Source organism: Endozoicomonas sp. SESOKO4 (assembly GCF_024606275.1).
In genome coordinates this window covers 1-22,303 of record NZ_JAHHPS010000675.1, presented here as the reverse complement: position 1 = coordinate 22,303, position 22,303 = coordinate 1, and the positions used below count along the sequence as shown (strand labels likewise).

Sequence of the window (22,303 nt, the reverse complement as noted above, 5' to 3'; positions counted from 1 at the left end):
GGAGCTGATGCTTGCCTGCTGGTGACTCCTTATTACAACAAGCCAACCCAGGAAGAACAATGAGCTTTACCTTAGGCCAACCCGTTACGGAATTCACTGCTGAGGCGACCAATAATACCACCGTCACCCTGTCCGAACTGAAAGGCAGGAAGGTCGTCATTTATTTCTACCCTAAAGACAATACCCCAGGCTGCATCAGTGAAGGCCAGACTTTCCGCGATCTGTACTCAGAATTCCAGGAAGCTGGCACACTGATTTTCGGCGTCTCCCGTGACAGTCTGAAATCCCACGAAAACTTCAAGGCTAAACATGAATTTCCGTTCGAACTGATCTCCGATCCCGATGAAGAACTCTGCAAGCTGTTTGATGTCATCAAGTTAAAGAATATGTACGGCAAAGAATATATGGGGATCGAGCGCAGCACTTTTCTTATTGACCGTGAAGGCATTCTGCAACACGAATGGCGTAAGGTCCGGATCAAAAAATCATGTAGAAGACGTTCTGCAGGCTGCCCAGGCACTGGGTTAATCTTGACATCCTCCCACTGCTATAGAGGACGTCGTAAAACCTCTGAAGCAGTGGAATTCCTTCAGCGAGACGGCTATGCCCAGCCGCAAGAATGTTCTTTGCTGCGTTTAAAAATTGCAGGCGTTCAGCTCCGCAATCTACACAAATCCATTTTCCTGTTCGCAAACCTGCTCTGGCTTTCGGACTGCTGGACGGTGTGCTCGAACAAGCTTGGGTGAGTGCCGGTGGCAGCCATGCGGTCAGCGCTACAAGGTGAAAATAACTGAACTACAGAGTACTCATTCATTACTTGCTGTCATTGTCTGACGCCATTCTGCGGATACTGCATAAAAATGGTTAGTTGCACTTAACAAAATGTTATGAACTTATCACTCCCGAGCAGTCTCTAACCTGCGCACATAATTTATTAACGACTCTGTTGATCGAAGATAAATTCCAAATTTTTAAGGAGTCAGACATGCACAGAATAGATAATATTCCCATCGTTGAAGGTCCGGCCTCAACACCAACGCAAGCTCAATTGCCAACACCAACGACTGACAGCGCGGGCAGGAGCATCACTGTTATTGGCGAGGAAAAAATGGAAAGACCATCACTACTGTCTTTATCCCCATCTTCCATGATTTTTCGCTTTTTGCAACTTAGAGATATTTACAATATAGGGCTGACATGCAAGCGCCTCCAAGCCGCTGTCAGAGAGGACAACGCTCTGGCAAAAGCGTGGTATCGCCAGTTTTCTTCAGCACACCAATATCAACTCAGGATGTCCATCACTGCAAAAGACAGGAATCAAATTCGTGATTGGTTAAACCCCTTTACGGAGGATAAGGCGTTAGTCGAGTCAATGGCAAATATTCGACTGGAGAGCGTTCACTCGCCTGCTCTGTTATATTTCGTCAGAGCCCGGTTAATGTCTCAATGTGAAACATTTAATCTGAATACAGAAGCCACTATTCACGAAAATAATTTTATCAACTCAGCCGCCCTGAGCGTCGATGGACGCCATCTGGTGACCACCAATGAAAACCATAAGGCAATTATTTACGGCCAGGAAGCTATTGGAGGATCATGGGTAATAAAAACCAGCATTCGCAATCACTCCAGAGTCAAACCACCCACATTCAGCCCTGATGGTCAGCATTTGCTATCGATCAGTTGTGATCTCACTGTGAAAATATATAGCCTGGGGTCCGATAAATCATGGGCATTAACAGTCTCCCTGCCCCATGACGGCATTGTCCAATCAGCCACCTTCAGCAGCGATGGCTGCCATGTGATAACCGTCTGCCGGGATGACACTGCGAAAATCCACAGCCGGATGGACGATGGATCCTGGGCAGTAACGGCCACCCTTTCCCATGAATATATCGACTCAGACCAACTCAGGACCGACAACTGCGACGAGATATCTGCCACCTTCAGCACCGATGGCAACCATTTGGTAATCACCTGGGGGAAACACACAGCGACGATCTATAACCAGAAACCCGATGGATCATGGGAATTAGAGGGTATCATTCCCCATAGAGCGACTATCAACTCAGTCAGCTTCAGCCCCAATGGTCACTATGTAGTGACTGCCAGCGAAGACCGAACGGCGAAAATTTTTGGCAGGGATAGCAATGGATTGTGGGTCGAAATAGCCAACCTTGACCACGAGGATTCTGTCAACTCTGCTACCTTCAGCCCCGATAGCCGCCACATGGTGACTGCCTGTGATGATGGCAAGGTAAAAATCTTTTACCTGAACGCTCATGAATCATGGAAAGAAAATGCCATCTTTAAACATTATTACAGCGTGTTCTCAGCCACCTTCGGCCCTGATGGCCACCATATAGTGACGGCTAGCGAGGACTGTACAGCAAAAGTCATTGGTCAGGCAACCGATGGGACATGGTCAGAAAAAGCCAGCATTAACCATGATGACTGGGTTAATACAGCCACCTTTAGCGCCGATAATCGCTATGTGGTAACCGCCAGTTGGGATGGATCAGTGCAAATCACTGAACTACAGAGCAATCACTTCCATCCTGAAACAGACTCCAACCCGAATATTTCATAAATTAGAAGGAGCTGTTTGTTGCGCAGGGCAGTCTATTCCCGGACAGCCTCCTGCCCCACCTTTTCCACATCATGTACACTGGGCCAGGCATTCATCACAGCTTTCAGCAAGGTTGCCAATGGAATTGCAAAGAATATCCCCCAGAAGCCCCAAACGCCTCCAAACACCAGAACCGCGACAATAATAGCAACCGGGTGCAGATTAACCGCTTCAGAAAACAACAGGGGAACCAGAACATTGCCATCCAGAGCCTGAATGATGCCGTACACAATCATCAGTATCATGAACTCCTGCCCCACACCCCACTGAAACAGACCGATCAGGGCAATAGGAATAGTGACCACCGTGGCACCAATATAGGGAACCACAACTGAAAAGCCCACCAGCACAGATAGCAGAACAGCGTAGTTTAGCCCCAACCAGGCAAAGGCCACAAAGCTAACTCCACCAACAATCAAAATCTCAATGACCTTACCACGTATATAGTTGGCAATCTGGCCATTCATTTCTTCCGCCACCTGGAGAATTAGACGACGTCGCATGGGTAAGCGATCACCAATCCAGCCCAGCAGCTCAGTTTTATCCTTAAGAAAAAAGAACACCAGAATGGGCACCAGAATCAGATAAACCAGGATACCCAACGCACCAGGCAACCTGGAGATAGAGAATGACAAAGCCCAGGGGCCGAACTTGGCCAGATGCATGTTGATGGCATTGCTAACAGCCGCTGTCTGAGATTCCGAAATAAAGGCCGGATAGAGTTCTGGCAACTCTTTCAGAATCAACTGCCACTGCTTCACCATATTCGGCAATTCATTCAGCAGGCCGGTAACCTGCTGCCAGATCAGTGGAATTAACAGAAATATTGAAATAAGCAGAACCGCCATGAAGAGAGCAAAAATCAGACTGACGGCCAAAAGATGGGGGATTCCCCATTTTTCGAATAAGTTCACCACGCCCTGCATCAAAAACGCCAATACCAGTGCCGCCAGGACCGGAGCCAACATATTCCCCATAAAGATGATGACCATAAACCCGGTCACCAGCATCAACAGCAGCACCAGGGCTTCATGATCCGACAGGTAACGGTTCAGCCAATCCCTGATGATATCCAGCATATTTTCTTCCTTTTGACTTACTCAGGAGCCTGACAAGGTTGTCTATTGCCAGTCAGACTTCGGATATTGAAGATCCAATCTTATTTATGCTCAAGGGTAAAGATAAATACCCCGGAAGCCTCATCACTGGACAGCAGTCTATGCCCACTGATGCGGGCAAAACTGGCAAAATCCCGAACCGAACCCGGGTCTGTGGCCTGAACCCGCAACACCTCGCCCTGATCCATTTTACTGAGTGCCTGCTTGGCTCTGAGCAGGGGAAGCGGACAACTCATCCCCTTCAGATCCAGTTCAACATTCACTTCTATCATGATGAAACTTATTCTCCTTAAGGAAAGCTGGAAGTCAGCTGTACAAGAAACCAGTCACCCCACCCGTCTCACAATAAAAGGTTATGGTGCAAATATCAGTGACGTGTAAAATGATGTGGAGACTGTTTTTTTCGATCACCCAGAGATACCAGTCGTGACACACGCACTATCGGCCAGACCCGAAAGGTAAGGAGGCCGTAAAATGCAATGTTTTTTTTCATAGCTGTTTGAGCCAGCACCTCTATGACGATACAGTGTACCGCAGATTACATGAGTATGGATATTCTATGAAGCAACCGGGTTTCCTCGTGGCAGCCCTGCTAAGCACCTGGCTCGGAACTTCTTCCGCAGTTGTATGCGCGGCCCCAATTGAACTGCCCAGCCTGGGGGACAGCACCTCCGGAGTAGTCTCACCACAACAGGAATATGAGTTGGGGCAGACTTACCTGAAATATTTACGAAGCCGGACTCCTACCGTGAGTGACCCCGAGGTCAAGGAGTACCTCGAAAGACTCATCTACCGCCTGGCTGAATTCAGTGAGATTAAGGATCACCGATTAAATACCATAGTCATAGACAGTGCTGTACTAAACGCCTTTGCAGCACCAGGCGGAATCATTGGAGTCAACTCCGGTCTGTTCTTCAACGCTGACACAGAAGCTCAGTTTGCCGCCGTACTCGCTCACGAACTGGCCCACCTGAGCCAACGTCATTATGCCCGTAACGTAGAAGATGCCAAGAACAAGAGCCTGCCGACCGCTGCCGCCATTCTTGCATCGGTTGTCTTGATGGCAACAGTAGGCAGCGAGGTGGGTGCCGCAGCACTATCAACAACAGTGGCCGGTGTCCAGAGCAGTCGCCTGCGCTTCAGCAGGCAGTTTGAACGCGAGGCGGATAATATTGGTATTCAGACGCTTGCCAAGGCGGGCTTTGACCCTCAGGCCATGCCTGAAATATTCGAGAACATGAACAAGTCCAGACGTTACCAGAGCCGACCCCCTGAGTTTTTGCTGACACACCCCGTCACCGACAACCGAATTTCAGACTCAAGAGCCAGGGCTGCACAATTGCCTTCCGAGGGCTCTAAAGGCAGCCTTGATTATCAGCTAACCCGTATGAGACTGCTGGTTCTCAGCACCGAAGACCCGGCCCGCTATACACGACAATTATATAAGGAACTGGAGACCGGCCATACCAGCTCGGAAGACATAACCCGCTACGGTCTGGCTCTGGCCAGCGTGGAAGAACGGGATTACAAGACAGCAGAGAAAGAGCTGACCATTCTGTTGAAGAAACACCCCCGCAACCTGCATTTGATTATGGCTCAGGCCCGGCTGGAATCAGCTACCGGAAAATCCGATGAGGCGATTAAACGACTGGATGCAGCGCTTTCCATTCATCTGGATAACTATCCGCTAATGGCGACCAAGGCAGAGATTCTGATTCAAGCCAAAAAATTCAACGAAGCCAGAGATCTTCTTCTGAGGCTGAGTCGCAGCCGACCCAACGACCCGGATATCTGGTATGAACTGGCGGAAGCACAGGGGCTGTCGGATGACATTCTGGGCTTACATCAGGCCCGGGCAGAGTTCTTCTTCTTGACAGGCAACCTGGACGACGCTATCAAGCACCTTCAGTTTGCCCGCAAAATGGTGGGTGATAATTACGCCCTGAGGGCCAAGATCGATAAAAAGTTAAACGACATTTTCGAATATCGTAAGAAGCTTGAAAAAAGCTGACCAGACGAGGCCGCCGCTATGGGCGGCCTCGACTCATTCTTCCAGCTTGATATTGAGAGGATCAGGCTGACAGCGATGCCGTGAAGTCGAGCATACGATTCAGTGGAATCAGCGACTTCTCTCTGAGCTCACCATCCACTTTTACCAGATTCAACTGGCCTGGTTTTTCAAGACACTGAACCAGTGCTTCCAGAGAGTTCATGGCCATCCAGGGGCAATGAGCACAACTCTTGCAGGTAGCGCCGCTACCAGCAGTCGGAGCTTCTACAAAGGATTTGTCCGGGGACGCCTGCTGCATTTTGTAGAAAATACCTCGATCTGTCGCAACAATAAATGTGGCATTTTGCATTTCCTGAGATGCTTTCAGCAGTTGACTGGTAGAACCTACGACATCGGCCATCTGAACAACCGAGTCGGGTGATTCCGGATGCACAAGTACCGCTGCGTCCGGGTAAACCTGTTTGAGGTCTTCAATACCCTTGGCCTTGAACTCTTCATGAACGATACAGCTACTATTCCAGAGCAGCATGTCTGCCCCGGTGTTTTTTCGGATGTAACTGCCCAGATATTTATCCGGACCCCAGATGATTTTTTTGTCCTGATCCATCAGATGCTCAACGATGTCTACAGCACAACTGGAAGTCACCACCCAGTCTGCCCGGGCTTTTACCGCCGCGGATGTATTAGCATAGACAACCACTTCACGATCGGGATGCTGATCACAAAAAGCCGAAAACTCATCGACCGGACAACCAATATCCAGTGAACACTCCGCTTCCAGTGTTGGCATCAAAACACGCTTGTGAGGACTGAGAATTTTTGAGGTCTCACCCATAAACCGAACGCCGGCAACGACGAGGGTATCCGCAGAATGATCACGGCCAAAGCGAGCCATTTCAAGGGAGTCCGCTACAAAACCACCGGTTTCTTCAGCCAGAGCCTGAACGACAGGATCAGTGTAATAATGGGCAACAAGAACAGCATTTTCCTGTTCCAGAAGCTCTCGCACCTGCTGCTTCAGTGCTCGCTCTTTTGCTTCATCCAGGCCCTGAAAGGGTGCGCCACTGATATGCTCCTGAACAAATGCTCTATCACTAAGTACACTCATAAAAATCGGTCTGAAAGTCTCTACAAGACATAATTAGGCAAATCGCAAGGATTTTAACATAAATGAAAGATTCAGGCAGCCGGGAAAAAAGGGAAGGGTAACACCCTTAAAACTGACCAGCTACCCATCCGGTAAATTGCCGAATTTAGACTAGGATTACATCAATCTTTCTGAACCCGCTCTGACAAAGAACAAAGGTAGTCTCATGTCATTCAAAGGACTATGCCCTCTTTTCTTCTTTTGCGCTTATGCTTTATTTCCCTCAGAAGGTGTCAGTGCGAGTCAGAACGGCATTAGACTACTTGGCAGTAAAAAGCTGGATTACAGTGAAGATCAGCCCATTCTCGGAATTTCTTCCATCCGTTACGACAAAGCTCATCATCAATTCATTTTGCTTTCAGATGATACCGGGGCCGTTCCCAACTATTACAATAAAAACGGCCAACCCCGATACTACCTTGTACCGGAAGAAACTCTTATTAACAAGAACGGTCTGGTAAAAAACAAAGGCACTTTCCCGGAAGAGTCTGTCACCCGGATCAGGGAAGTTATCATTGAGCCTAATGACTCTGTTTTTTGGACAACCCATGGCCATATTGATACAGAAGGTTTTGACTTTCTTGGCGACAATGCCTTTCTGGTCGCTTCGGAACAAAGCGCAACCTTTCTGTTCAATTCGGTTTTCCCCTGGATTCGATTTCCCGGATGGAATATTCACAGCTCTCTTCTGAAAGTAGGTAGAGACGGGACTCTTCTGGGCGCGTACTATTACCCCGGCGAGTTCTCAAGTGTGAACTGGCGCTTTCACTGGAAGACTCCACACTGGGTGCCTGGCATCTATGACAGTGAGTTCAGCTTGCAAATCCAGTCCCCCTCCGACAAAGGGGTCAAGAGAAACCGGGGCTTCGAAACAGTGATCCACCTTCCGGGAACTTCTGATTACCTGGCTATCACTGAACAAGGCGTTCTGCAGGATGAAAAAGACTGGGATTATCATAAAGGCCCTGTACCCAGCCGTGTATTACGTTTCTCGATGGTCGAAACGGCCAACCATCTTCTGGCAACTGTTGAACCGGACATTCAGTACCATTATCAGCCCACTTCTGTTCCTGTAGACCTTTATGACCCTCAGACAGACGTTATTGTCCAGAGCATCAGCGATGCTCAGGCCATCAATGATCATCAGCTCCTCGTCATCGAAAAAAATCACGTTAAAAAAGCCAATAGAAAAACCGTAAACTACTCCTACTCGGAAGTTTATCTGGTTGACCTGAATAACCCTGTACCTCCTTCCCGGGCTGTCGACGGCAGTGGTTCAGAAGAGGACAGCGATAAACTAACAGAGGCCACTAAAACGTCTCTACCGATGCTAGATAAACAGCGTCTACTAAGCACCAGGGATTTTGAAAAAACCTTCCCGGACTTTAAAAGAATCAATATTGAAGGGATAACACTAGGCCCTGACGGGTCTGACGGCACTAAACTACTGGTTCTGGTCAGCGATAATGGTGCCAACTCTCCCAAACCAAGAAACACTGACATTATCTTCTTTAAAGTGCCTGAAAAACTATTCAAGATGCAGTAGTTCGCCACACTGTCGCACTTCGTTGAGTCTGACAGTGTGAACTTGTAAAGGCTTTCAAACATTCAATAATCGGGTTAAACCGTTTAAGACCCTGCATATGGGGTTGGGTCGGCAACACCGGCTTCGGCAAACCCCTTTTTACGATAGCGGCAACTGTCACAGACTCCACAGGCACGGCCTTGCTCATCAGCTTGATAACAAGAAACGGTAATCCCGTAATCGACCCCGAGGCGGCTGCCTTCTTTTATAATCTCCGCCTTGGTCAGTTCCAGCAAAGGAGCACGAATATGAAAATGATCCCCTTCAACCCCCGCTTTGGTGGCCAGGTTAGCCATTTTCTCGAACGCTTCAAGGTACTCAGGACGACAATCCGGATATCCTGAATAATCCACATCATTGGCGCCAATGAAAACATCCCGGGCACCCAGGATTTCAGCCCAGCCCAGAGCGAGAGAGAGAAATACGGTATTGCGTGCTGGAACATAAGTCACAGGAATACCTTCACCCAGATCCTCAGGGACATCAATATCATCATCCGTCAGAGCAGACCCACCCAGATCTCGCAAGTCCAGCTTCAGGGTTTTATGATCTCTGGCACCCAGTGCTTCAGAAACACGAACCGAGGCGTCCAACTCTGCTCTGTGTCGCTGACCGTAATCAAAGCTGACGGTATAGCACTCATATCCCTGATCTCTGGCAATGGCCAGCACTGTGGAAGAATCCAGACCACCGGATAGCAAAATGACTGCTTTTTTTGTCATGCTCTTTATTCCTAATGTACTTCGCCAATGGCTGTTGCTATGAAAATGCGGACTGTTTTACTCAAACCCCGGTTTTGTCACCCCAGATTACACGGTGTAATTGCAACTGAAATCGAACCGGAAGCTTGTCTGAAATGATCCAGTCAGCCAGTTGATCCGGCCCCAACTGATCATTGACTGGAGAAAACAGCACATCCGACACCCGACTGAGCAGGTTGTACTGCAAAATTTTACTGACCGACCAGTCATAATCTTCCCGATTGGCGATAACAAACTTAACCTGGTCATTAGCGGTAAGATGCTCAATATTCTGGTACAGATTTCTGTGACTCTCGCCTGATGCGGGTGGTTTGAGGTCCAGCACCTTGACCACTCGCTCATCCACCAGAGAAACATCCAGAGCACCGCTAGTTTCCAGTGATACTTCAAAGCCTGTGTCTACAAGTCGTTCAAGCAACGGCAGGCAATTTGGCTGCCCAAGAGGCTCACCACCTGTGACACAGACATATTTAGCGCCATAGCCCTCCACCTTCCCGACAATCTCATCCAAAGACATACGAGTGCCACCGTGAAATGAATACTCCGTATCACACCAGCTACAACGAAGTGGGCAGCCCGTCAGACGGACGAACACAGTAGGTAAACCCGAGGTACGGGACTCTCCCTGCAGGGAGTGGAAAATTTCAGTAATTCTGAGGGTATCAGCAGTCATTGAACTCTCACCAGACATTCAGGCGGGCAATACTAGGAGTCCATCCGACTTAAGTCAATTTTGGTTTAACCGCCCGAACAGAGTGCAAGATTCCCTGTACAGAAAAAAGTGGAAAGGATGTTAGCGCCGAAACAGGTTCAACGCCCATCCAGAGGTGGGCACAATCACTCAGGTATCGGACATATTTCTGAGATAGGTATCTGACAAACGAGCAGCCGCACTTCCGGGGTATTGACTGATCACTGATTCAAGGTACTTTCTGGCAGCATCTTTTTCGCCTTGTAAATCAAGAATACGACCCAGTTTGTAGGTAGCGTCAGATACTTTTGGGCTATCCGGATAATTGTCAATGAGGGACTGGAAGTCGTCCCGGGCTTCCTTATATCTGCCCTGAGCCATCTGAACTTCTCCTAACCAGTATTGAGCATTATCCGAAAACTGGCCTTTGGGAGAGTCTTTCAACAGCTTTTTCAAGGCGACTACAGCTTCATCAAAACGCTTGTCCTTGATCAGGGAGAATGCAGCCTGATAAGCAGCCTCTTCGCGGGTATCAGACTCAGTCACTGAAGACCCGCTACCCACCAAAGCCGGCAACGTCACCGGAGAGCCTGAAGAATTTCCTGTGGCAGCAGGCACCTTAATGGACGAGTCACCCTGACGGGAAATGCGCTGATCGAGATCCAGGTAACGATCCCTGCTCTCTTTCTGCAACTGCTTGATCCGGTAAGCCTGCTCTTCTAACTGTCCTCTGAGGGTCATAACCTCCTGACGAAGCTCATCCAACAGATTCAACAAGTGAGCTGAGCCACCCGCCGCTGGTTCCATGGAAGTCGATTCATGAATGTGAGAGTTCTCTACAGAGCTACTACTTCCAGAAGGCCGGGAATCAACCACTGGTACCTGTGCCTGAACTTGAGAGGCCACCAGGCTGGTTAGAACAAAAGCAGAGCAAACAGATCGTTTCAGACGCATTCAGTCTCATTCCCTGTCGGGCAGCCATGAGTTTGAAATGCCGCCCACCCAAGGGCTTCGCACCAATGAATGGGCCATGGCTGCATTATGAAATCAATATTTTTCTTTAGCTATGTATGGGCATCAGTTGATCACAATGTGAGCACGACGGTTCTTAGCCCAGGCTGCAGAATTGTGAGCTGGATCCAGAGGCTTCTCAAAGCCGAAGCTGATCACTTCAATACGGCTTGGGGAAACACTTTTGGAAACCAGGTAGTGCTTCACGGCATTGGCACGACGTTCGCCCAGAGCCAGGTTATAAGTGCGGGTTCCGCGCTCATCCGTATGACCCTGAATGATGACTTTCTTGCCACGGCCTTCAGAGGAGTTCAGGTAAATAGCCTGCACGTCCAGAGCCTTATAATCGCTTTCTTTCAGCTTGGAGCTGTCAAAACCGAAGTGGTAGGTTTTATGCGCCAGCAACCGTTCGATCTCTTCAGGGGAGGCCTGAATTTCACCGCTATCGATAACAGCTTGAACAGCAGGGTCGAGAGCAGGGAAGGTTTCAATCACAACTTCTTCAGTCGCGTACTCAGGAGTAGCTTCAACATCAGAAGTACTCTGACCACCTGTAGATGCACAACCAGCCAGCCAGAGTGCAATGGCAGATAGTGCGGTGGCTTTGACAAAATTGGCAAAACGCATGACAAGCTCCAATTGTTCGTTCAATGTTGGTAAATCAAAATCAATGTATTGATTGATGCAGTACAGTATCAGAACTGCAGACTTCGGACTAGCCCGAATACCAAGGGATTCAGCCGAACTTAAGACTTATTCAGCCTGAAATCCAGAAAGAGCGTCCTGCTCTCCAGATGAATTTGATCGAATAAACTGACTATTCGCACAAGACCACGTGAAGAGCTGGCTCACTCTACTGAATTATATGCTCGAATGCCAAGCCCGACTGACTCCGGCGAACCAATCCAACCCGATTTTAGCGCTGTGTAGCTATTGACGGCCCCCACACCGGCTCCCTGACATCACCCTTGGCCGATGGCAGGCGATATTTTACCCGACCATCGGCTGTGACAATGCCAAGCTCTCCGTTTTTGCCTCCCGATACCGCATAGATCAGACGACGGCCCCCTGGGGAAACACTGGGCGAATCTTCCAACCGGGCAGACGTCAGCTGACGCAATCGCCCAGTATCAAGATCCAGAATGGCGATGTTAAATTCGGTAGCTCCCTGACCTTTATGGACCAGTGCCAGCGATTTACCATCAGGGAATACTTTAGCACGAGCATTGAATTTACCTGTAAATGTCAGTCGTTTAGGTTTACCCTCAGCGACCACTGTACCGTTCGACAATCTGTTAACACCCACCTGATAAATCTGCGCACTACCTCCCCGGTTAGATGTAAAGATCAGACTCTTTCCGTCAGGCATCCAGTCCGGCTCAGTATCAATCGAGAAATGCGACGTAATCTGACTGAGTTCATTTGTGGCCAGATCCATCACATACACGTCCGGGTTTTCACCCTTGGACAGAACCAATGCTAACTGCCTGCCATCGGGAGAAAATACCGGAGAGCTGTTCAACCCCTTAAAATCCGTTATCTTCTGACGTTCACCGGTAGCCAGCTCCTGAACAAAGATCGCCGGACGGCCGGACTCAAAAGAAACATAGGCAACACGACTGCCGTCGGGTGACCAGCTCGGTGACAGTATAGGCTCTCTTGAACGAAGTATCTCGCGCTGACGCTGACCATCAGCATCGGCATAGTTTAGACGGTAATCCGTGTGCTCAGCACTTTTACGATCAGCCGTCACATACATGATACGGGTAGAGAAATCGCCGGGAATACCGGTAATCTTTTCATATACCGCATCACTGATATGGTGAGCTAACCCGCGCAGCTGACTCTCATCGCCTCGCACCTTGCCTTTCAGGATGCTTTTCTGGCGAACAATATCAAACAGCTGATAGTTTACTTCAAACCTGTTGCCTTCCTGCTTCACCTGTCCGGTGACCAGATAAGAAGCACCCAGTATATCCCAGTCACGGTAAACGACATCTTTCGCACTGGATGGGAAGCTGAGCATGTCTTTTCTGGGCAGGGGTGCAAAAAGACCACTGAGACGAAGATTTTCCTCTACGACAGAAGCCATGTCTTCCGGTAGAATTTTTTTACCATTCCAGCTGAAGGGCGACACGGCCACCCTGACAGCCTTGTCATTCCCCTGGGTCACTTCGATCGTAAGAATAGCCTGCACACTCTGCATTGACATCAGCAGAACAACGAACAGCCATGAACTCAAAAAAGCTCTACTTCGGAACCATGAAAATATCGCAGTAGAGGTTAATAAATAAACAAGACGATCAATGCCTTCCCTGAAGACAGCCTGTTCACTTTCCAATCTGCCCGACAATCTGGCAGAAAAACATTGCAGTAGTTGCTTCATCTCACCAGATCCTCTGGCCTGAACCTAAAGTTAAAGCGTTTGAAATTATTATCGAACACACGCCGCTCCATCTTTTTCAATTCAGGAAAAGGCGCAGCCCTCTGTATTGCCTGTACGACAGAACGATCATAGGCATCATTACCACTGCCTTCAAGCAGCCTTACTTCCAGCAAATCACCATAAGGAGACAGACTGAGCTGAACCAGCGCTACCATATTATTACGGGCACTGGGTGGACGGTTCCAGTTCCGGGCAATCAGGCTTTGCAGCAGTTCAGAATAGTAAGCCACTTCTCCAGCCTCTTGTTCTGCCTGTTCGGCGGCTGCGGCCTGTGCCTGCTCACGGGCAATTCGTTCCTGCTCGAGCTGCCTGAGCAACTCCTCCTGTTGCTTTTTCTTCTTTTTTTCCTCAGCCAGACGCTGCTGCCGCTCTCGTTCTTTACGAGCTGCTTTTTCCTTTCTTGCTTTCTCTTTGGCTGCCTGCTCTTTTTTCAGCGCCAGCTCTTTCTGTCTTTTGACTTCGGCCTGCCTGCGGGCTTCTTCCCTGCGCTTTTGTTCAGCAAGCCGGGCTTTTTCAGCCGAGTTGTCAACGACGGGGGTTGGTGCTGGCGGTCTGGGCTTTGGCTGAGCAATTTCAACGACGCTGGCTTTGATACTTTTTGGCGGTACGATCCTCAACTCATCATCAGAGGACCAACCCCAGAACAGAAGACTCAGTATCAGAACGTGCAGCAGTACGGAAACCAATCCTGCAAATCCATAACCCTGAAACAGCTTATGACTGAATAAAGCACCGATCAATGGAATCTTCTTCATTACAGTCCTGCGTTCCACAATACCATGATCATGGTTTGTTCTGTCTGACAGTCAAGCCAGGGGGTAACACTTACTGTCATCAGCGCTTCGCCCCTTCATTAAGCGACGCCGGATCTGTAATCAATCCCACATCGTTAACACCCACTGCCTGTAACCTGGCCATCAGCTCAACGACCGAGCCGTAGTCAACCCTGCGATCCCCTTTAATCAACACCCGGGTCTCGGGACTGGCAGAGAGAACCTTACCTACCTTTTCACTGATTTCATCCATGCCTTTGGCACTTTCATGGTTACCGCCCAGATCGATAAAATACTCAGCATTGGATTGGACAGAAATAATCAGGGTTTTGGCATCATCAGACAGTGGCATTGGTTTGCTGGTTGCTTTGGGCAGTTCTACCTTTACCCCCTGAGTCAACATCGGAGCGCTGACCATAAAGGCCACCAGCATGACCATCATGATGTCGATAAAAGGCACCATGTTAATTTCTGACATTGGCTTGCGCCGGGTTCTGGATCGAGCCATGATTTTTTACTCGCTCCCTCAATCTGCACGGTGACGACTGTATACCTTGCGATGAAGAATACTGGAAAACTCATCCGCAAAGGTTTCGTAATTCGCCAGCAGGGCTTCCACTCTGGACGCATAACGGTTATAGGCAACTACCGCAGGAATCGCAGCGACCAGACCCACCGCCGTGGTCATCAGGGCTTCAGCAATACCAGGCGCAACCGATGCCAGAGTGGCTTGCTGCACATTGGCCAGTCCACGGAAAGAGTTCATAATACCGACTACAGTACCGAACAGGCCAACATAAGGACAGGTCGAACCAACACTGGCCAGAAAGGGCAGATGCGTTTCCAGCTTCTCCTGCTCCCGGGAGATCGCCACTCTCATGGCTCTCTGGGTCGCTTCCATGACAGCATCGGCTTCTCCTGTACCCTGGGAGCGCATGCGGGTGAACTCACTGAAGCCTGAACGGAAGACCTGTTCGAGCCCACCCAGGTCTTCTTCTTTGTCCAGCTCTTTATATAACTGGGTCAGGTCCATTCCGGACCAGAAGCGATCCTCAAAGGCCAGCATGTTCTGATGAGCGGAGCGGATGAGTATGCCGCGCTGGACAATCATGACCCAGGAAACAACAGATACCATCACCAGCATTATCAGCACCAGCAAAACGATCCAGCTGGCATTGCCTACCAGTGACCATATGGACATACTATCTGCCACTGAAAACCTCGCTTTTCATTCGATTAATACTTGTTAGAGAAATGATGTTCAACATTCATTCCGGAATCTGACCAGACGGTGTGACTGCATTTTCACGATAAACAGGCAGTTAAGGATAATACCATCAATCTCACGGCGATTTGCCGTCAGGACTTAATTTATTCCGTAAGGATTCTGTAATCGCCGTAGGTTTTCTGCTCCGGCTGTCCAGGCAAGCCACGACGAACCGGCCTTCACACAGCAAGACATCTTCAAGAAAACACTGTTGCTGGAAAACCATTCTGGCCCTGCCCATACTTTCAACCCGGACTGTCACAATGACAGAGTCGTCCAGCTGGGCAATGTGCCTGAACTGAACGGAAGCATCGACCACCACCAACTGCTTTTTTTCCTTTAACAACTTCTGATGATCATAGCCGGTACTGCGCAGATATTCGGTTCTGGCTCGCTCCATGAACTTCAGATAATTAACGTGGTAGACGATACCACCGGCATCAGTGTCTTCATAATAGACTCGAACGGGAATGGAAAAGGTATCGGTCACAGGGATGGCCACATAACATAAAATCAGATCAGAGACTGCCAGAGACCCTGATGCTGTGGCAAGTCAATAACACCATAAACGACCACAACCATGGTGATAATGAGGCGGAGGATAAGCGCCTCTGGTCTTATAGGCATCGTTTTTTTCCTTATCCAGTCTCTGCTGGTTCAGGCGCTTTTCCTGCTCTATCCTGCGTTGCAACAGGTCAGCATCCGGGACCGGCTTGTTAAGACGTTTCAGGGCTTGAGTAGCTTCCGGAATCCCCCATCGCGCCGCCATAGAGTAACGATCAACCGCCTGGGCCAGGGACGGCGTGGTACCGACGCCCTGCTCATAACAGACTCCGGCATGATACAGATCAATCGGTAGCTGGCTGGTACCATGAAGCACTTGCGAGCAACTGGCCTCTGTGACAGAGAAAGGTACAGAATAAATCCCCTGTCCTACTGGGGTTGCATCCGTAGTGATATTCTGACACCCACTCAGGGTGGTGAGCGCCAGAACACAGAAACTGAATATTCGCAGAATTCTTATAAGCATTAGCATTTCCCTTCACTTTATCGTCTCAAAAAAACTCATATTGTCCTCACTATTATCACGCATCCAATGAGTGATAGATCGAATTCAAATTCAAACTGTCCAAAAACTCTCTGGCAATGGTTGTCAGCTCATCGGATTTGAGAAACAGAGCATTACCCGCTTTGTATGCCTGCCGTAAATACGCTTCCTTCAAAGCCCCCGGAAACTGTGAAGGGCTACGAATTTCAGACATCATGGCATACAGCTCTGCTGGTGAGGATGGATCATGAGCGCCATAGTTTTTATCACTTCCGTTCCCCCTGATGGAAGCATCGGCCCAACAATACGTCAAACGACCATTCTTTGAGTGAGTCACTTCATACAGGTAATGACTGAAGGCCTGTCGAATCGCTTGCTTGCATTTGGTTCTTAAATGATCCTTAGAGAATGCATCTTTCTGCGGTGTCTCAAGGGATTCCAGAGTGGGTTTGTACCTGTTGCGGATTTCAAGCTCTTTTTTCTCATATTCTTCTCTTGCATCCTGATATCGCCCGGCTGAAGAAAAGTCTTGATTGTGTCGTTGGTGCTGACTGCGATAATGGTATCCATTTTGACCAAGGGTGGAGCTATGCGCTGCTTTCAGTTCGCTGTTTATTTGAGCTAATATCTCACTGTATCTTCTTGCTTTTTCCATTGACCGCTTTAAGTTCGGGATAGTCTCAACTTTTCGTTGAAAGAGGACATTGGCCATTTCATCAAACACTGTGTCTTTCCAGGCAGGTTGCCCCATTATAATCACCGGGCGGTGGTTCGCCTTTCCCGAAATTAACTGCGCAAACGCAGGTTGGTGTACCAGCATTCGTTCTATATCGGGGACGCCTTCAGGATGATCTGTCCAGACGGGCTGTAAAGATGTGCTGGCTATTATATTTTCAAGGAATGACGAAAAACCACCATGACAATCAGTCACGAACAAGGTATCACCTTCTCTCTTTTGGAATTTTTTATAAGTTTCTCGCCATACCTGACTACTCCTTTCACTGAAAAATAATTCCTGATACCACTTCTTCAGGCAACCGGCGACTGTGACCTTCAACTCATCGACATTTTCCAGACACTGCAATCGATCAAGATATTCAATGACTTTAATAGTTCGGCTATCATAGGTCGGAACCGGATTCAACCATCCCGATTTCAAGGCTTCACGAGCAAAGTGAATTTCCGAAGATTTGGCAAAAATAGCAAATCTAGCAAACCTCAGGACATCCATTATTGAATCCAGCCACTGAAGAGGGCTTACTCCGCCCTTAACAACCATTTTTGAATGGAGTAATTTAAGCTGTTCAGTGATTTGATCTTCATTACTCTTGAACAATATATTGCCTACTGCATCCGCCATCGGTGTACAGGCACGCCAACCTGCACGCCAATCTTCACCCTCAGCGCAGACCAATCTCTTCTCGCAATCACCCAATACTTCTGTCTGCAGCGACTCCAGTAGTGAGACCCCCATCGAAAAACCGGCTAAATCTCTTTCTTTCCAAAGGTTCTCTACTGTTTCGGAAATATTAAGATTGGTTTCTGGCAATGCACTGTTTGTCTCAAGGGCTGTGCTCAGTTCCTCAAGGGCTATGCCGCATGCTTTAGCCAGAGTTTGCTGTTGTGCTGAATCCGCACCTTTCAGGACACTCTTCAGGACATCCTTGACCTTCTTTGAATCACTGCTGGAAAGACTGACCTTACCGGTGAGCTGGAAGTCAGATTTGATTTCTATTACATCGGCAGGCGCCCCGCCCAGATCCGCTGCGTCCCAGGTTTGGCCTCCATCCACGGAATACTCTGCAAAGCTGTGGTTAATGTTAGAAATTTTCCGACTTGGAATACCAAAATAACGACAAAGAGCAACAAAAACAGATACACGATGACGACAGCTACCTTGCCGTTGTGTGACGAGGAATCGAAAGAAATTCTTATGGCGCTCTGGTATAGCATTACCGGAAAACTGTTTGCAATAATCCTTGATCGCCACAATGCGTTGCTTCATGTTTTTAGCCTTTTGTATTGTTCGCAAAGGCTCCCGTACTTTCAGTGGCTGTCGGTTAATGTTCTCAAACACTTCCTTCAGTACTGTTTTCATACCCTGGGAACAGCGGGCGTCAAAACGTGTTGATTGCGCAGACCGGACTCCTCTGGTACGTGTTTTTCTGCACGCTCCTCTGTGTTCTACGACATAAGCAAACTGAATTTTCTGTTTGGTTTCGGCCACTGCAACAGACAGCGTGTGAAGCCCGGTATATTGATTCCTGACCAGCGTGTATGGCACATCCGGCTCTATGCGCAGGGCCACTATATAGTCGTCAGGCGTCAGGCTGGGCAATGCATATCGACCACTGCCGGATGTCCAGTCAAAGGTTGCCAGCGTTTGATCGCTGGCTAATGACACTGGCTGGTCACGCCCTGGTAACCGGGCCGGTGTGAGGGTTTCGACCCCGTAAATGTCTTTATCATTAAGAGCGATCTCTTTGACAGCACCCTTTTCAGACACAAAAATATCCTTTGCCCACCACCGATACATCACGCAAGAATAGTCCTGCGTATCAAAAATTCTGAAATCGTACAGTTCTGGCCTGTCAAAGCACTCATAGTTCGTTCTCTGGTCTATTGCCGGAGCCTCTTTCTCTTCGACTTCCGGATTGTATGGCTCAGGAGCGTTATCACCGCCAACAACTGACGCTTCGTTAATACTGCCCTCAATACTACCCTCAACTCGATGGTTCACCAGACCACTCATCTGATACCAAAACGCAGGCCATAGTTGAACATCGCGGCCATTCCATAACTCTATCTGCCGATCAGCCTCCTGAAGATAAGGCTGGGAAGCCGATAATTTCAGCGCTTGTGCCTCTTCTTTCGCCAGGGGAAACACGCTGTTAACCTCTACGCCCATCGGACCAAACTCACGAGCAAACCAGCGTTGCTGCCAGTATCGGTACAGTGCCTGAGTGAGAATATCGTCCGACGCGTCCGGCTGGAGGGAGAGACCGGATGCCTGCCATCTGGTCCGAGCCAGTCTCTTGATGATTTCCGCTCTGGCTTCGTCTTCATTCAGATGAGTGCTAACAAGAATTTCATGGTTTTTTTCATCAATACTGTTGAAATCACTGCTTCGTATCACCCACGGACGATCAGTGCCTGATACCGTTTGGTTGAACCATTTGCAAAGTTCAGAATCAAGCTCACCCCTACTCATATCGAGAGCCCTGACTTGAGCCGATGGCTCGGGCAGTTCATCCAGCGATATTTTTGCAGCCATCAGATAAAGCCGGTAGTGCTGATTGATGCATTGATGAAGTCCTTCTTCGGTAAAATCACCTCCTCGTATGACGGCCCTGGCCAGATTCTGTAAATCAAGGCTGGTCGGTTGCAACGGTAGTTTTTTCCTTTGCAGGTAAGCCCTCAGACGACAATGTTGCTTAGTCAGTTGTTTAGCGATGATTTTCCCTTGTGGAGTCTCTGGCAACACTTTCTCTGCAATGGTCTGCAATTCTGCCGGGCTATACTGCCGGATGGGCAAATGCCGGAAACGCCCTTTCAGTGCCGGTGATAAGGGTTTGCGCCCGCTGTACTCAGGTGGGTTGATGGTAGCAAACAGGTGGAATCCGGGATGCGCGTCACCGGCCAGAATATCGTTCAACTCACCTTCCAGGTGCTGGCTGTCGATGAGATTCATTTCTGAAATAATCACGATGCCGCCCTGCAATTTTGCCGTCTGGATCTTTTCACACAATCTATCCCAGGAACAATCACAGGCATTCAGGAGAAAGACCTCTGGCATGGATTCTCCCCGTTGCTCAGTCTGCTGTTTGACGCTTTGAATCATCAGGTTCAGGGTGGCATCCTTGCCCCGTCCGGCCGGACCTTCAATCAGCGTCGCCTGACGACCGTCGTGCTTCCTGTTGTGATGATAAGCCTGCTGACACCGGCTTAAATCCTGTCCCAGCCGTTGTACCAGCTCACTGACTGCCGATCCGGAGGTATCAAAGTCAGGCCGGGTTTGTTCGGTGAATGTTTTGAAAGCCTGCTGTATAAGGTGCAGGGTGGTCTGGTTATGAACTTTGTTGCTCAGGGTGTTGTCTGGTTCGTAACGGACAGAAAACCAGATGTCCAGTGCTGTCAGGGCATCCTGATGAGCTTCGCTGATTTCGGGACCCAGTACATCCCGGAAACTTTGTTGGATCAAACCGTTTATTTGCTTACCGGTAACACTGTCGTTTACGGGTAGCGCACGATCAAGATACCAACCCACCCAACTACAGATATCCGTTAAATCTCTGGGGGTAAAGGCGTGCTCTGGCAACAGTTCCTGATAATATTGCCAGAGTATCATCACACTCTCGCTAGCAATCTGTGCAATGTCGTTTATTTGGGAGTCCGGCAGATGCCGTTGTAATTGCTTAACCAGAGCCGGTTCCACCACCCTGTCCCGAAGGAAAGCCTGGTCCAAAGGTGGGTAGTAAGCCCCGGGCAGTTTCTCTTTCAGGGCCGGGTCCAGCTGGCGTCCGGTGTAATGATTCGGGTTACCAGTGAGAATCACCCGATGTTTTGAGCTGACCTTGACAGGATGACCATTCACATAGACGCAGGGTTCCGGCTCCCATAAGCCGTTCAATGAAGCCTGTAATCCGGTTTTAGTCAGGTTGGCTTCATCCAGAACCAGTGTTACGTATTCTCCATCTTTATCATGTGGGGTTTTGGCCCATTCCATCAGCATCCGGTTTTGCTGTTCCATAGAGCGATCGCCATCGGCCTGCTCTTGCCACTGCCAGCGTTTCATCAGGGTCTGTTCGCTGTCAGAAGGTCCAAGGGAAATCACCGAAGCCTGTCCTGAAGCTTTTGCCATACTGGCGGCAAAGTAACTTTTTCCGGTGCCGGTTTCTCCCTGCAGGAATATAACGGGTGAGTCTACAAGCCGGTCATGGAGTCGGGATAATCGACGGCTTTCACGATCCTTCTGACTCACCTTGCCGTGATAAAGATCACAGGCCAGTGCTGTCAGTGGCTGATCAGCGGAGCCCTCCCATGCCAGTGACTGAGAAAGCCGGTTCTCTATGCGTTCAATGGCCGCTGCATCAGAATGTGCTGTTCTGGCAATATGAAAACAATCGCTGGCTAAAGCGTGAATGGTATCGGATCGGGTCTGCCCTGATGACAGAGGTAACTGCCAGCCAGAAGCCAGTGCATCTTGTAAACGTTTAATCTGTCCTGAAGGCCTGATACCTAACCGGTAATATTGCTCTGCTGCTGCCGGATCAACTTCCAACTGATATGCCATTGCCTCTCGTTGTTTTTCGGGCGCATGGGCCACGATTATGGCACAGAGCCTGTTCAGAGAACCTTCTTCAGCCCCCCATGAAAATGGACTTTCATAGGACAGTTTTAACGCTTCAAATACATTGCCCTTAAAGACTGACGGGTCAGAGGCTCGGACGAGTGACCACAGGTTCTGCCTCACAAACGCTCTATCCAACCGCTGGGCACTGTTGATGATGGCATTTAACCGATCCGGGTCTACCGAGGCAGTTTGACCCTCATCGGACCTCCTATGAGCACCCGGCTTTTTACAGGCATCCGGCAGTAACCACCAACAGGCCACTTTCATAAAATCCCGCACTGACGGATTCTGTCGGGTGCCATGGGTGATGACGCTATTAATGGCCTTGCGCCAGTGTCGGGGCAGGAGCTTTGGGGACTGGTCAACCCGTTGTGCCCGCCGGGCAGCCAGTATCAGGTTATTCAACACCCCTTCGGTCAGTTCAGGCAGAGGGTTACAAAGGTCGGGAGGCACGGTTTTAAAC

Annotated in this window: 18 protein-coding genes and 1 pseudogene; 5 read left to right on the top strand and 14 right to left on the bottom strand. The window is 49.2% G+C overall.

From position 1 onward, the window contains the following. The 3 genes and pseudogenes from KDK16_RS13670 to KDK16_RS13145 all read left to right on the top strand — a co-directional run. On the top strand, positions 1–63 hold a 63-nt coding region (locus KDK16_RS13670; protein WP_373690989.1), incomplete at its 5' end, for a dihydrodipicolinate synthase family protein. Next, positions 60–528: pseudogene (locus tag KDK16_RS13150) on the top strand (peroxiredoxin). The gene KDK16_RS13670 and the pseudogene KDK16_RS13150, both read left to right, overlap by 4 nt. A gap of 457 nt (positions 529–985) precedes the next feature. Further along, the gene (locus tag KDK16_RS13145) at positions 986–2,590 is read left to right on the top strand and encodes an F-box/WD40 repeat-containing protein (RefSeq protein WP_257276474.1); all 1,605 of its coding nucleotides are present in this window, start codon (positions 986–988) and stop codon (positions 2,588–2,590) included. A gap of 32 nt (positions 2,591–2,622) precedes the next feature. Here the strand turns inward: KDK16_RS13145 and KDK16_RS13140 are convergent, their stop codons facing one another. Together KDK16_RS13140 and KDK16_RS13135 are read right to left on the bottom strand one after the other, a co-directional pair. Then, complete coding sequence (locus KDK16_RS13140; protein WP_257276473.1) at positions 2,623–3,708, bottom strand: AI-2E family transporter; 1,086 nt, start codon at positions 3,706–3,708, stop codon at positions 2,623–2,625. Positions 3,709–3,788: 80 nt separating this feature from the next. Beyond that, positions 3,789–4,019, bottom strand: a complete 231-nt coding sequence (locus KDK16_RS13135; protein ID WP_257276472.1) for a sulfurtransferase TusA family protein — start codon at positions 4,017–4,019, stop codon at positions 3,789–3,791. Between the two features lie 476 nt (positions 4,020–4,495). Between KDK16_RS13135 and KDK16_RS13130 the strand changes: the two genes are divergently transcribed. Then, on the top strand, positions 4,496–5,758 hold the full coding sequence (locus KDK16_RS13130; RefSeq protein ID WP_257276471.1) for a M48 family metalloprotease: 1,263 nt from the start codon (positions 4,496–4,498) through the stop codon (positions 5,756–5,758). A 61-nt stretch (positions 5,759–5,819) separates the two neighbouring features. Here the strand turns inward: KDK16_RS13130 and nadA are convergent, their stop codons facing one another. Beyond that, positions 5,820–6,866 (bottom strand): quinolinate synthase NadA, encoded by a 1,047-nt coding sequence (gene nadA, locus KDK16_RS13125; RefSeq protein ID WP_257276470.1) that lies wholly within the window; start codon positions 6,864–6,866, stop codon positions 5,820–5,822. Positions 6,867–7,071: 205 nt separating this feature from the next. On the opposite strand from nadA, the gene KDK16_RS13120 reads away from it, so the two are divergent. Then, positions 7,072–8,451, top strand: a complete 1,380-nt coding sequence (locus KDK16_RS13120; protein ID WP_257276469.1) for an esterase-like activity of phytase family protein — start codon at positions 7,072–7,074, stop codon at positions 8,449–8,451. An 83-nt stretch (positions 8,452–8,534) separates the two neighbouring features. Here the strand turns inward: KDK16_RS13120 and queC are convergent, their stop codons facing one another. The 11 genes from queC to KDK16_RS13065 form a co-directional block, all read right to left on the bottom strand. Further along, positions 8,535–9,212, bottom strand: a complete 678-nt coding sequence (gene queC / locus KDK16_RS13115; RefSeq protein ID WP_257276468.1) for a 7-cyano-7-deazaguanine synthase QueC — start codon at positions 9,210–9,212, stop codon at positions 8,535–8,537. Between the two features lie 61 nt (positions 9,213–9,273). Further along, positions 9,274–9,924: a 7-carboxy-7-deazaguanine synthase QueE gene (gene queE / locus KDK16_RS13110; RefSeq protein WP_257276467.1), complete on the bottom strand. Its 651-nt coding sequence runs from the start codon at positions 9,922–9,924 to the stop codon at positions 9,274–9,276. 168 nt (positions 9,925–10,092) lie between these two features. Continuing rightward, on the bottom strand, positions 10,093–10,896 hold the full coding sequence (gene ybgF / locus KDK16_RS13105) for a tol-pal system protein YbgF (RefSeq protein WP_257276466.1): 804 nt from the start codon (positions 10,894–10,896) through the stop codon (positions 10,093–10,095). A gap of 123 nt (positions 10,897–11,019) precedes the next feature. Further along, positions 11,020–11,580, bottom strand: coding sequence for an OmpA family protein (locus tag KDK16_RS13100; RefSeq protein ID WP_257276465.1), 561 nt, complete (start codon positions 11,578–11,580; stop codon positions 11,020–11,022). A 289-nt stretch (positions 11,581–11,869) separates the two neighbouring features. Continuing rightward, positions 11,870–13,339, bottom strand: coding sequence for a Tol-Pal system beta propeller repeat protein TolB (tolB, locus tag KDK16_RS13095; RefSeq protein ID WP_257276464.1), 1,470 nt, complete (start codon positions 13,337–13,339; stop codon positions 11,870–11,872). Then, positions 13,336–14,154, bottom strand: a complete 819-nt coding sequence (locus KDK16_RS13090) for a cell envelope integrity protein TolA (protein ID WP_257254667.1) — start codon at positions 14,152–14,154, stop codon at positions 13,336–13,338. The genes tolB and KDK16_RS13090 overlap by 4 nt, the downstream gene beginning before the upstream one ends. 79 nt (positions 14,155–14,233) lie before the next feature. Continuing rightward, positions 14,234–14,680: a protein TolR gene (gene tolR / locus KDK16_RS13085; RefSeq protein WP_257276463.1), complete on the bottom strand. Its 447-nt coding sequence runs from the start codon at positions 14,678–14,680 to the stop codon at positions 14,234–14,236. An 18-nt stretch (positions 14,681–14,698) separates the two neighbouring features. Then, complete coding sequence (gene tolQ / locus KDK16_RS13080) at positions 14,699–15,373, bottom strand: protein TolQ (RefSeq protein WP_257276462.1); 675 nt, start codon at positions 15,371–15,373, stop codon at positions 14,699–14,701. Between the two features lie 142 nt (positions 15,374–15,515). Then, positions 15,516–15,929, bottom strand: a complete 414-nt coding sequence (gene ybgC, locus KDK16_RS13075; RefSeq protein ID WP_257276461.1) for a tol-pal system-associated acyl-CoA thioesterase — start codon at positions 15,927–15,929, stop codon at positions 15,516–15,518. 63 nt (positions 15,930–15,992) lie between these two features. Then, on the bottom strand, positions 15,993–16,469 hold the full coding sequence (locus tag KDK16_RS13070) for a hypothetical protein (protein ID WP_257254615.1): 477 nt from the start codon (positions 16,467–16,469) through the stop codon (positions 15,993–15,995). A 55-nt stretch (positions 16,470–16,524) separates the two neighbouring features. Next, on the bottom strand, positions 16,525–22,293 hold the full coding sequence (locus KDK16_RS13065; RefSeq protein WP_257276460.1) for an AAA family ATPase: 5,769 nt from the start codon (positions 22,291–22,293) through the stop codon (positions 16,525–16,527). Positions 22,294–22,303: the final 10 nt, after the last annotated feature.